Origin of the sequence: Mariniphaga sp. (genome assembly GCF_041687215.1) — a bacterium.
GTDB lineage: Bacteria > Bacteroidota > Bacteroidia > Bacteroidales > Prolixibacteraceae > Mariniphaga.
In genome coordinates, this window is record NZ_JAWLCI010000043.1 from 13,851 (window position 1) to 25,884 (window position 12,034).

A 12,034-nucleotide genomic window follows, 5' to 3' on the forward strand; every position below is an offset into this window, starting at 1 on the left:
GCATGAAAACCATATTTACCAGTCTGTTAATCGCTTTCGCTATAAGTTTAACAGCCCAAAACCGTGAAAAAGCCTTTGAAATCAACGAAAAACTGGGGCGGGGAATCAATTACGGGAACATGTTTGAAGCGCCTTCGGAAACGGCCTGGGGCAACCAATGGAAGCCGGAATATGCCGGCATAATTGCTGAATTGGGATTTAATCATGTGCGCATTCCCATTCGCTGGGAACCCACCGACCGAAGTCTGGCAACTCCTCCTTATACCGTTTATTCCACCTTTTTGAACCGCATTAAACAGGTGGTTGATTCGGCGCTCAGTAGCGGATTGTATGCCATAATCAACATGCACCACCACGAGGCGTTGTATGAAAATCCGGATACCCAAAAAGAGCGGTTTATCGCCCAGTGGAAACAAATCTCAGCATTTTTTAAAGATTATCCGGACAGCTTGCTGTTTGAACTGATGAACGAACCTCACGGAAATTTAACACCGGAAAAATGGAATGAATTTTACCCGGAGGTGCTTGATAGCATAAGAATTGATAATCCTGAACGAATTGTATTGATTGGCACACCGGAATACGGCGGACTGGGCGGGCTACCCTACCTTGAACTTACCGATGATGAAAACATTATTCTTACTGTACATTACTACAATCCGTTCCAGTTTACCCACCAGGGCGCAGAATGGTCGGGCGAACAATCGCAGGACTGGCTGGGAACCGAGTGGCTCGACACTGAAACCGAACGCGATGTAATGCGACAGGAATTTGCCCCGTTAAAGGCTTATGAAAATCAGCACAAAGTTCCGGTTCATATTGGCGAATTTGGTGCTTACAGCAAAGCCGGCATGAAATCACGGGCCCGCTGGACCACCTTTTTATCGCGCTACCTTGAAGAACTGGGTTGGAGCTGGGCTTACTGGGAATTCAGCGCCGGATTTGGAATTTACAATCCTTCCAACAAAACGTTTTACACCGAACTTGTGGATGCTCTGCTGCACAACGAAATGCCGGAACCGGGCCGCTACGTGGGTACACCGGCTTATACTTCCAATTTTCAAACCGGCAACGACGGCTGGAGTTTAAACGCCCAACAAGGTGCTTCGGCGCAATTAACAAGAGCGGATAATACTTTGAATATTAGCATAAATAATCCCGGAACTGCCGGCTGGCATGTGCAACTTCAAAAAGGAAATATTTCGCTTCAGGCAGGCAAAAAGTACCGGTTTTCGTTTAAAGCCAAAGCCGAAGCTTCCCGAAGTATGACCACATACATCGGAATGTCGCGGGATCCATGGTCAGCCTACAGCGGTTACAACGGGGTAACCCTGGCCGACACTTTTGCCGTTTACACGTTTATTTTCGATGCAAATGCAACCGATAACAGCGCCCGAATGGTTTTCGATATGGGAAACTCCGGCATAAACATTTCCGTTACCGATATAAAAATTGAAGAGGTTACCTTTCAGCCGCCCACAGGAATTTCAGAAAATGAAAAACAAAACCTGAATATTTTTCCGAATCCGGTTCACGACCGGTTGTTCTTTTCACATAACAATGATTTTGAAAAAGTTACAATTTTTAATATTCAGGGGAAACCGGTAATCGAAAAATCAATCAGGGAAACGGAAAAAAGCATGGATGTTTCAGCACTTCAGCCGGGAATATATTTGGTTCGGTTTTCAGGGAAAGATAAAATGGTGACAAGTAAAATTGTGAAACGATGAATCATTTTTCCTTATAACCTTATAGTTCCGGTATTCAAACAACCGCACCCCGAAAGTTTTTTCGATGAAATGCAGCACCCGGTATTTGGGCTTCATTCTGATTTTGCTTAAATCCACATCTACCTGCCAGTTGAGGCGTTGAATACGATTTTTCATTACCGATGGATGCGTGCCTTCAAATTTCGCCAGCATATCGTATTTGCCACTGTAATTGAATTCCTGTTCTCCAACCTTTTGGCGTGCTTCGGCTGCTAAAATACCGTCGTAAAATTTCCGTACCTCGTCAATCTTTTCCTGCATAAAACGCGGGTGCCGCACCCAGCCGTAGTGATAAATTTCTGCATCCACAGGAACCACGTTCAGTTTTCTACCGTTTTTCCGAAACCCTTGCGCATCTCGGTAGGAACGAATGGATTTGTCGTTGCGGATAATGCGAATTTCATTGCGGTACCATTTGCGTGAAACCGCCACATAATCAAATGTTCCGTAAAAATGTTTGTATCGGAACAGCAGGCCTTCCACATCATTTTTTTCAAGATTTTCATGCATGGCTTTCTGAATGGCAGGCAGGTATTTTTCGTGCACTACTTCGTCGCCCTGAATATAAAAGCACCAGTCGTATTCGGGTGGAACGGCATCAAAAGCCTTATCGGTTTCGGAAGCGTAAACTGCACCGCCTTCCTGCAGGTTTTCATCCCAAACCGTATCAATAATCGTAATTTTTTCCGGGCTGATTTTTTTTATGATTTCGCGTGTGTTGTCATCCGAATTTCCAACGGCCACTACAAAATGGTCACAAACGGGCAAAACTGAAGTTATCGCTTCAACAATGGGGAAATCGAACTTTTCTGCATTTCGAATGAATGTAAAACCGCAAACTTTCATCAATCCGTTTTTCGTTTTTTGTTCCAGAAAACCAGGGCAAATTCGATGGCTGAAATGAGCATCAGCAAATCTCCCATCAGCTCCAGTCCTTCTTCAGTAGCTGCTTTGGCCATCCGGTAAATACTTTCATCGTATAGTTCGAGCCAGAATTTGGAACGGCCCATCAACCTGCTGAAAACATACGTCATAAGAATTCCGGCAAAAAACCAAACCGAAGCGGGCTGTGCAAAAAACTCCTGCGTGGCGTTTTTCAGCTTTTTAAAATCGCGCCAAACCAGCCAAAACGCAGTGAACAATACCAGCAATGCGGGCCACAACCACCATTCGATAATAAAATTTAACTCGCGTATAAATCCAATCAACAAAAACATCGCAACCAGATTGGAAACGGGCTGAACCGGCTTGTACCGTCTTCCAAGAAGCAGGTAAAAAATAACCAGAACAAGCAATATAAATTCCTGTGAAATTTCTGTACGGCTGATTTCGCCAAACAAGGCATCTTCCAGTGGAAACATGGCGTCGAAACGAATAAGTTCTGCTATTCCGAAAACAAAAAATGAATAGACAATTACCCTGATGGCGATTAAAAGCGGCGTAAAGTTCTTCATATCTCAATTTTGACGGGGCTAAATTACATTTTTCAGTAAGAAAAAAGCGTTGTGCCGATTGTAAACTTTCATTAACTTTGTTTAGTTATTAAAAAATATTCTATGTTGGCATCTGATGAAATATTGACCTTTTTAAGAAAAAACAAATTAACCTTAAAAGAAAAATTTTCTGTTACAGAAATTGGTCTTTTTGGTTCTTTTGCCCGTAATGAGCAAAATGAAAATAGTGATATTGACTTTCTTGTTGTGTTTGAACCTGATACTCCCGATTTATATTCAGTAGAAAAGGGGTTAAAAGAATATCTGAAAGATCATTTTAACAAAGAAGTAGATATTTGTGCAAAAAAATGGATTAATCCAATTTTTAAACCACTAATTTTAAACGAAGCAATTTATGCTTAGCAAAGATTATTACCTTCTTCTTTCAATCCTCGAAACGATTAATAAAATATTTCTATACACCAGGGACTACAATTCTGCAGAGGATTTTTATAACAGTCAACGCGATTTTGATGCTGCCATGATGAATTTTATTGTTCCTGGAGAAAATGTTGGAAAACTATCTGATGACCTTACTTTTAATAATCAACATATTGAATGGCAAAAAATATATGGATTCCGGAATAAATGTTGATGTTGTCTGGCAAATCATTCAGGAGGATCTGCCAAAATTGAAAGAAGACATTCAACAAATTATTAACAAGTACAAATCCTTATAAAAAGATAATTAAACGCTAAAGCCAGAAAAAAAAGCAAATAAAAATAACCACCAGGCTAAAGCATGGTGCAAAATATTATTCCGCCGGCATGAGTGAAACGCTTACATAATTTTTGAAATCGAAATATTTTCCGAATGCTTTTTGAACTGATTCAACGGAAAGGCTTTTAACCATGTTTTCATACGAGCCAAACTCTGAAAAGTCACCATCTTTAAAAAAATAAGTATTGCTGAGAATGTTCAGCCAGAACCTGTTTTCGCGCAGGGAAACCTCACGTTCGCGCAACATTTTTTCTTTGGCTTTAGCCAATTCTTCCTCACTTGGGCCATTTTGCACAAAATAATTAATCTCATCAAAAATGGCCAGTTTCAGTTCATCCACTTTTTCAGGATCGGTACCGTAGGAGATGTTAATCGTATATTCTTCATCGGGATATTTTGATGAAGACGAACGTGCGCCAATAGAATAAACGCTACTCCTTTCCTCACGAATTTCTTCCATCAAACGGGTATCCAAAATTCGACTCATAGCATCAAGTTCAATGGCATTTTCGGAAGAATAATTTAAAGCACCATGAAAAACGATGTACTGAATACTTTTGTCCTCCTGACCTTTTCTAACCGTTTTTTCGACCACTCCTGCAGGTGGATCGATTTCCAGATTCCGCCAGTTTTCGGTTTCATCGAGATAAGGAATACTACCGATATATTTTTCAATAAGGGGTTTCAATTCTGCTGTATCAATTTTTCCTACAAAAAAGAATTTAAAATCGGCTGCATTGCGAAATCGTTCTTCACCAATTTGACGGATGCGGTTAAAGTCCGCTTCCGAAAGTAATTCGGCAGACATTGGCCTTGCACGTTCGTGGTAATTGGCCAGAACAATACTTAATGAATCCTGAAAAACTGCCTCGGGTGATGCCGAACGATTTTGAAGAATTCCCTGCATGCGTGACATGTAGGCCTGGAAACTGGTTTCATCGAACCTTGGTTGTGTAAAATAGAGGTAAACCATTTGTAACAGCGATTCAATATCTTTTACGGCAGCATTTCCGTTAAAACCTTCCCTTATTTGACTAACATAGGGCGACAAACTGAAAACTTTTTCCGACAACATTTTATCGAGCGTAATTTTATCGAACCCTGCAATTCCACTCATTCCCATTATAGCAGATGCAAAATCGGCTGAAACACCGTCTTCTTTTTCATAAAGCCATGTACCGCCTGGACTCCATGCGTTAAAAAGAATTTCATCCTCTTTGAATTCAGTTGGTTTAATTACCACAGTAGCTCCGTTTTCCAGAATCCATTCTATTGCATCCACTTTTTCCAGTTTTTTCTCATTAAGAACTTTACCGGGCCAGGGTTCATCTGAAATCAAAGGCACATCGGCAACTGCATCGTCGTAAGGTTCAACTTCAGTTTGCTCCACTTCTTCAAGTAATGTAAAAATCTCCTCCTTATCCGGTACTTTCATTCCTTCAATTTCCGGAGCATTTACAACCACTACACGGTTTTCATCCGTAATCCACTTTTCAGCAAGTGCATTCACATCATCCAATGATATTTGGGGCAAAAAAGTCTGGTAATATTCATATTCATTTTCAATTCCGGGAATGGGTTCTTCGGTCATTAAAAAGTTACGCATGTATTCCTGTGCATAACTTATCGATTTTTGCTGCTCACGCTCGTTGTAGGCTTTTTCAATAGTATTTAAAAGTGATTTTTTTTGTCTTTCCAGCTCGGTATCAGTGAATCCGAATTTTTTTACCCGTTCGTTTTCCAGCAAAACAGCTTTCAGTCCTTCTTCAATTTTTCCGTTGTGACAAACGGCTACCGACTGGTAAACACTGATTGGTCCAAACATGGAAGAAAATGCCGATTGCCCCACAATAAAAGGAGGCTCAGCCAGTTGTGTTTTTTCTGCCAACCGGTTATTTATCATGGCATTGTACAAACCATGGAGAATGGATTCTCTGTACTCGCCCAGTGTTTTCGCCTTTTCCAGCGGATGTTTATAAAAAACAAAGGCTATCGGGTATTGTGCTTCCTTATCGGTAACAATACTCACCAAAGTTTCTTCATGTGGCGGAATATCATAATATTCTTTTGTTCTGGGATTTTCGGGCGTCGGAATTTCAGCAAATTTCTGCTTTACTTTTGCCACCATTTCTTCCTGGTCGAAATCACCCACAACAATAACGGCCATCAAGTCGGGGCGATACCAGTCGTTGCGAAAACGGCGTAAATTTTCAGGTGGGGCATTTTCAATTATATCCTTTTCCCCAATAATGTCGTGTTCAGCATATTTTGAATTATGCAGGAAAACCGGCAGCCATTTTTGCTGCATCCGGAAATTAGCATTCCGGCCTCCGCGCATTTCCTCCAGAATTATTCCACGTTCTTTTTCAATTTCTTCATCCGAATCGGTAATCTGGCTGGCCCAGTCGTACAAAACTTGCAACCCTTTTTCTAAATAGAGTGCAGAATCAAGTGGCACTTTCAGCATATACACCGTTTCATCGAAACTGGTGTAGGCATTAATTTCGGGCCCGAATTCCATTCCAATCGATTCAAAATATTTTATCAGTTCATTTTTGGGAAAATTTTCTGTTCCGTTAAAAGCCATGTGCTCGGCAAAGTGTGCCAGTCCTTTCTGGTCGTCGTCTTCATCAATAGCTCCGGCCTTAACAACCAGCATTAGTTCGGCCCGGTTTTGCGGCTCGCTGTTGGAGCGCACATAATAAGTCATTCCGTTTTCCAAAACGCCTTTGGAAATTTTTGGATCAACCGGAAGCCGATCATTTATATTTAAACTTTGTTGCGCATTCAAAAGTGAAGTGCATAAAAGGAGTACTACAAAAAAAATATTTCTCATGTTTTTTGATTTTATCACCATAAGTATCTTTAAAATATCAATCATTACAACAAATTACTGAAGCAGGGGTTTTACCGCGTATGCAAAAGCATCGTTTTCGTTTGAAGGAACGGGGGTGAATTTATTTTTCAGTTCAGGAGGCGCGTTTTCAGTTAAAAACGAAAAAGCTGTAAAATACAACAAATCAAGGTCGTTGTAGTCATTGCCAATGCCGATTGTTTCACGCTGATTCACCCCAAGTAAATTGCAAAGATGGCTAACCCCGTGCCCTTTGGAAACATCGCTTTGAAAAACCTCCACCCAAATGTACCCTTTTGTAACCGGCGACGATGACCGAATTACCCTGATTTCATCAGACTGAGCTTCAATTTCGGTTTTCAGGCTGGCAAACTTTTCTTCATCTTCGGGAATAATGAGCATAAACTGGCACAGGCCATTTTTCAATTCACTGTTAGTGGGTAACTGTTCTGAGAAGGAATTATGAAAGGAAAAGTAAAGGTTAAACTCCTCGCACTCCTGTTGTCCTCTATGAAACCACAACCGGTGGTTTTCCGGCGCCTCATCGAATGCATAAAAATTATAATCTTTTTTTCTGAAATATTCGATGAGCAAGTTTGATGTATCCCGATTGATGTTTTTGTGGTAGATGTGTTTTTTATCTGTCCAGTTGTAAATGCCTGCTCCGGAGGAATAAACAATATAGTCGAACGGAACTTCAACTGGTATAACCTCCATCACTTTTCGCAGGTTTCTTCCGGTGGCAACTACCCTCAAAATTTTCTTTTCACCCAAAAGTTGAAGGGCTTTCAGGTTCTCAAAACTAATTGAACGGTCGTTTTTTAAAAATGTACCGTCCAAATCGGTTGCAACCAACTTTATGTTTTTTAAACTCATGGCAGGCAAAATTAGTATTTTAGAAGGAATTAACCCGATCGGTCTGACTGCAATTCAATTATTTGAACAGAGGAAATTTCAGTTTTTTTACCACTTCAAATCGTCGTTTTTCAAAATAGCGTAGTGCGGACGAGGATTGGCTTCCGAAAAAACCTTGAGCATTTCGTAAGGTTCAATTACAATTCCCTCTTCCGTAATTTCACCGTTTTTATCTGTTATGGTTTTTAAATTCAGTTTCAGGTGTTCTGCCAGAAACGGATAAACCGCTTTGCGCTTGGGCAATTCATAGCCGTGACCTTCTTCCGGGAGATGCACATTTTTCACTTTGTTCTCCACTCCCATCAATTTGTATATGTATTGAATGTGCGGAAATTCCACTTCAGGTGTATTTTTAGTCCAGTCGGCGCCATCGGAAACCATCAGCATAGGGCGCGGTGCCGCCAATGCAGCTATTTCAACGTTATTGGTTTGGTGATGTTCACTTTTATGAATGGGCATTCCGCTTTCGCAAACGCACCCGCCAAAAAAATGGGCAGAAACCTGCACAACCGGAACTGTAACTTTAATGCGGTCGTCAACTGCCGTGAGCAAAAATGCCTGCGTTGCGCCGCCCGAGGCTCCGGTGACGGCAATTCGCTCGGGGTCAACATTTTCCAGCGACAGCAAAAAATCAAGCGCCCGGATGCTGTTCCACAACTGCTGTTTCAATGCCAGCGGATGTTTGTGTTCCCAGCCCCATTCGGACATTTCGCCGTAACCCACCATATCGATAGAATAAACCGCTGCGCCCATTTTGGCCAGCGCGGTACAACGTTTTTGGGCATCTTCCCGAAAACGTCCGTAATCTTCCGGTTTAGCCCAGTGGCCATGTGTGTTTAGAATTCCGGGAATCTTTCCATTTGGTTTTTCAGGAAAATATAAACTACCCGTTACAAATACGCCGGGCAAACTTTCAATGGCCACATTTTGTACAGAATAACCTTCGTATTTTCGGGTTGCTGAATAGCTCGGTTTTAGTGGTGTTTTTTCGGGAAAAGGAACAAGATCTGCGCCTTTTAAAATTCCCTGCCGGATGATTTCTGCACGCTGAAGCCACTCATCCTTTGTTTGATACTGCAACTTCAGATTTTCGATTACCTCTTTTGCCTGTTCTTCGGTATAATAATGACCAACGCAAAGATTCGATTCATTTTGGTTCTGCGAAAAAACAAGATTAAAGGGAATCGAAACTACCAGTAAAATTACAATGGAGAAAATTCGTTTCATTTTTTTCAGTTTTGCATTATTCATGGTTAAAGATAATATTTCAAAAGAATTGATCAGAAATCTGCCTGAACTTTAATTTCTGAATGTTATTTTTGAAAAAACAAAATTATGATTTCAAGAAGAGAAGCTTTAAAAGGACTGGCACTGCTTACAGGAGCAACAATTCTGACCAGAAAAAATGTTGCCGGAAATACATTTGCGCCGGAAAGTCATTTTTCATATTGCCTGAACACAAGCACCATTTCAGGCCAAAAAGTTGGGTTTCTGAAAGAGTTTGAAATAACCGCCAAAGCGGGTTACAACGGCATCGAAATCTGGGTCCGCGATCTGGAAAAATATGTTCAGGAAGGCGGCAGTTTAAAAGATCTGAAAAAATATGCTGGTGATTTGGGCCTGACCATTGAAAATGCAATTGGTTTTGCCCAATGGGCGGTGGATGATGAGAACACGCGAAAAGCAGGCATGGAGCAGTTAAAGCGCGAAATGGAAATGCTGGCGAAAATCGGGTGCAAACGAATTGCAGCCCCACCTGCAGGAGCAACCAGTCCACCACTGCTCGATCTTTTTAAAGTGGCCGAACGTTACCGCAAAGTTCTTGAACTGGGCGACCAGACCGGTGTTTTGCCCCAACTTGAAATCTGGGGTTCGTCTGCTAATCTTTATCATATTTCGCAGGCCCTGTTTGTGGCATCGGCAACCAGCCATCCCAAAGCCTGCATTTTACCTGATGTTTATCACATGTTCCGGGGCGGAAGTCCTTACGAAAGTTTGAAATTCATGTCGGGAAGCTCCATCGAAATGTTTCATTTTAATGATTTTGTGAGTTCAATTCCACGTGAAGAGCAGAAAGATTCTGACCGCGTTTATCCGGGCGACGGTGCGGCGCCATTCAAACAAATTATCAGCTACCTGAAGGAATCGGGAGGGAAAAAAGTACTTTCACTGGAGTTGTTCAATTCGGAATACTGGAAAAAAGATGCTTTGGAAGTTGCAAAAACTGGCTTGGAAAAAATGAAACTGGTGGTTGCAGAAAATTCCTAATTTTCATCCATCCGGCTGCGTAACACGGATTTTAATTTTTCGGGGCAAAAAACACCTTCGTGAGTCCAGATGGGTTCTCCGTCTATAAAAACAATGAGGGTGGGCAGGCGATTTACTTTAAACCGGCTGGCAATAAACGGATTATTATCTACATTGACTTTTACAATACGAACACCTTTCACCTCCTTTTTCACCTTTTTTAAAATGGGAGGAACCTCTTTGCACGGCCCGCACCAATCGGCATAAAAATCAACCAAAACCGGCTTCGACGAATTGATAATATGTAAAAAGCGCTGGTTCATTTTCCTTCTTCAGCTTTATTTTTCCGTTTTTGAACAAAATCATTAATAAAATCTCCAACCAGATAACCCACGGCAGCGCCCCACAATGTACTCCAGTACCAAACCGACTGTATGGGACAGGTACCACTTACACAACCCACAAATCTCCAGTACAAAAATCCTCCAAGTGCTCCTGCAGCTAAAAAAACAAGCGATATACTTTTTCCTTTCAGAAATTCTTTCATAAATGATATTTAAATGGTGAAACAATGAAAATTAAGTCTGGTTCTAAAACCAGTCATTTAATTTTATGATGAGAGATAGATAAAATTGAATTTATTCAGGCAATGTTTTAATCACTTCGCGTAAAAAATCGTTCATGCTGAAGTTGCCCATACCGTAGCCCATTCTAACGGCAACCAGCTTTTTGGATGGAATGATATAAATTCGCTGCCCCAAAAAACCATCGGCAAAGAATATATCGTCCGGAACCTCAGTTAGCTTGTTCCCTTCTTCGGGCTCCTGCAGCCAAAACGTGCCGGCATACTTTCCGTTTGAAGGTTCCACCGGGGTTTTCATAAAATCCACCCACTCTTTTGAAAGAATGGTATCACCGGCAAAAACTCCCTCATTCAGAAACAACAAACCAAACCGGGCCCAGTCGCGGGTGGTGCCGTAACTGTATGACGATGCCACAAACAAACCGTTGGCATCGGTTTCCACTTTTGTGCTCAACATGCCAATTGGATACAATAATTTTTCATACAACATGGTATGATAAACTGATTCGTTATTTATCCGGTTTCGAATTATTCCCGAAAGCAAATTGGCATCACCCGATGAATAATTCCAGTGCTTTCCGGGAGGATAATCCAGTTTATTATCAGTAACTGAAGCCAGCATGTCTTCGCTTTGCATGAGCATCACTGTGGCATCGGAAATGGTGAAATAATTTTCGTACCAGTCGAGGCCGGTGCTCATTTGCAACACATTTTTCACGGTAATCTTTCCCCGTTCATCATTTTCCCATGCTTTAATTCCAACCGGTTCTTCAAGGCTCAACTGCCCTTTGTCAGCCAGTAATCCAGCCCAGGCACCGGTAATACTTTTGGTCATCGACCAACCGTGAAACATGGTACTGTGGTCGTAACCATCCAGGTATTTTTCAGCAATTATCTGGTTATTGTAAACAATGGCAATTCCAAGTGTCTTTTTGAATGGCTCACTGCCGGGTGCATCAAAACAGGTGTCAATCAATTCGTGAAGCCGGGCCACATTCACTCCGGCAGGCAGCGTATCGGCAATAATATCACCTTTGGGCCAGGGCAGTATAGCTTGTGAATAGGCTGGTTCAGGAATACGAAACCCGGATTTTTTTAATTCCTCTTTTGGTGTTTTCAACACAATAACAGCTCCGAGTCCTTCGCGGAAAACTGCTTTGCGTTTTGCCAGTCCGAAAACGGTGGAGGTTGCCGATTTTTCTTCAAAATCAACTCGTGTTAAAGCCAGATTAATAGGGAAAAAGGAAAGGTCTTCGGCAATTATTCTGTTAGGTTGTTTATTGGCCAGAAACACACTGGAGCACATTCCTTTGGCAGCAAATGCCGTAATGATTGGAAGCCTCGGCCACACAAACCAGATTCCACCAGCGATAATGATTAAAATAACCAGACCAATTATTCCTTTAAGTAGTTTTTTGTTCATAGCTCAGTTCCTGATTTAATTTTCGATTC

The 12,034-nt window shown here is 41.6% G+C and carries 12 protein-coding genes; 4 read left to right on the forward strand and 8 right to left on the reverse strand.

What is annotated here, in order from left to right; all coding sequences use genetic code 11:
- Positions 1 to 2: 2 nt before the first annotated feature.
- Positions 3 to 1,730 (forward strand): cellulase family glycosylhydrolase, encoded by a 1,728-nt coding sequence (locus ACESMA_RS14405; protein WP_372949547.1) that lies wholly within the window; start codon positions 3 to 5, stop codon positions 1,728 to 1,730.
- Here ACESMA_RS14405 and ACESMA_RS14410 read toward each other — a convergent pair.
- Together ACESMA_RS14410 and ACESMA_RS14415 are read right to left on the reverse strand one after the other, a co-directional pair.
- Positions 1,686 to 2,615 carry a hypothetical protein gene (locus ACESMA_RS14410; protein WP_372949548.1) on the reverse strand — a complete coding sequence of 310 codons (930 nt, stop codon included), beginning with the start codon at positions 2,613 to 2,615 and terminating at the stop codon, positions 1,686 to 1,688. The genes ACESMA_RS14405 and ACESMA_RS14410 overlap by 45 nt on opposite strands.
- Positions 2,615 to 3,223, reverse strand: coding sequence for a hypothetical protein (locus ACESMA_RS14415; protein WP_372949549.1), 609 nt, complete (start codon positions 3,221 to 3,223; stop codon positions 2,615 to 2,617). The genes ACESMA_RS14410 and ACESMA_RS14415 overlap by 1 nt, the downstream gene beginning before the upstream one ends.
- A 102-nt stretch (positions 3,224 to 3,325) precedes the next feature.
- On the opposite strand from ACESMA_RS14415, the gene ACESMA_RS14420 reads away from it, so the two are divergent.
- Positions 3,326 to 3,625 (forward strand): nucleotidyltransferase family protein, encoded by a 300-nt coding sequence (locus ACESMA_RS14420; RefSeq protein WP_372949550.1) that lies wholly within the window; start codon positions 3,326 to 3,328, stop codon positions 3,623 to 3,625.
- The gene (locus ACESMA_RS14425; protein ID WP_372949551.1) at positions 3,618 to 3,857 is read left to right on the forward strand and encodes a DUF86 domain-containing protein; all 240 of its coding nucleotides are present in this window, start codon (positions 3,618 to 3,620) and stop codon (positions 3,855 to 3,857) included. Before ACESMA_RS14420 ends, ACESMA_RS14425 begins: the two co-directional genes overlap by 8 nt.
- Before the next feature lie 160 nt (positions 3,858 to 4,017).
- On the opposite strand, the gene ACESMA_RS14430 is transcribed toward ACESMA_RS14425, so the two are convergent.
- The 3 genes from ACESMA_RS14430 to ACESMA_RS14440 form a co-directional block, all read right to left on the reverse strand.
- Positions 4,018 to 6,819, reverse strand: coding sequence for a M16 family metallopeptidase (locus ACESMA_RS14430; protein ID WP_372949552.1), 2,802 nt, complete (start codon positions 6,817 to 6,819; stop codon positions 4,018 to 4,020).
- 54 nt (positions 6,820 to 6,873) lie between these two features.
- On the reverse strand, positions 6,874 to 7,713 hold the full coding sequence (locus ACESMA_RS14435; protein WP_372949553.1) for an HAD family hydrolase: 840 nt from the start codon (positions 7,711 to 7,713) through the stop codon (positions 6,874 to 6,876).
- Positions 7,714 to 7,800: 87 nt separating this feature from the next.
- Positions 7,801 to 8,979: an alpha/beta hydrolase family protein gene (locus tag ACESMA_RS14440; protein ID WP_372949554.1), complete on the reverse strand. Its 1,179-nt coding sequence runs from the start codon at positions 8,977 to 8,979 to the stop codon at positions 7,801 to 7,803.
- Positions 8,980 to 9,087: 108 nt separating this feature from the next.
- Between ACESMA_RS14440 and ACESMA_RS14445 the strand changes: the two genes are divergently transcribed.
- Complete coding sequence (locus tag ACESMA_RS14445; protein ID WP_372949555.1) at positions 9,088 to 10,020, forward strand: sugar phosphate isomerase/epimerase family protein; 933 nt, start codon at positions 9,088 to 9,090, stop codon at positions 10,018 to 10,020.
- Here ACESMA_RS14445 and trxA read toward each other — a convergent pair.
- The 3 genes from trxA to ACESMA_RS14460 all read right to left on the reverse strand — a co-directional run bounded on the left by trxA (position 10,017) and on the right by ACESMA_RS14460 (position 12,005).
- Entirely contained in the window at positions 10,017 to 10,322 is a 306-nt protein-coding gene (trxA, locus tag ACESMA_RS14450) for a thioredoxin (protein WP_372949556.1), read from the reverse strand. The genes ACESMA_RS14445 and trxA overlap by 4 nt on opposite strands.
- On the reverse strand, positions 10,319 to 10,546 hold the full coding sequence (locus ACESMA_RS14455; RefSeq protein WP_372949557.1) for a DUF6132 family protein: 228 nt from the start codon (positions 10,544 to 10,546) through the stop codon (positions 10,319 to 10,321). Before ACESMA_RS14455 ends, trxA begins: the two co-directional genes overlap by 4 nt.
- A gap of 91 nt (positions 10,547 to 10,637) precedes the next feature.
- Entirely contained in the window at positions 10,638 to 12,005 is a 1,368-nt protein-coding gene (locus ACESMA_RS14460; protein ID WP_372949558.1) for a serine hydrolase domain-containing protein, read from the reverse strand.
- Positions 12,006 to 12,034: the final 29 nt, after the last annotated feature.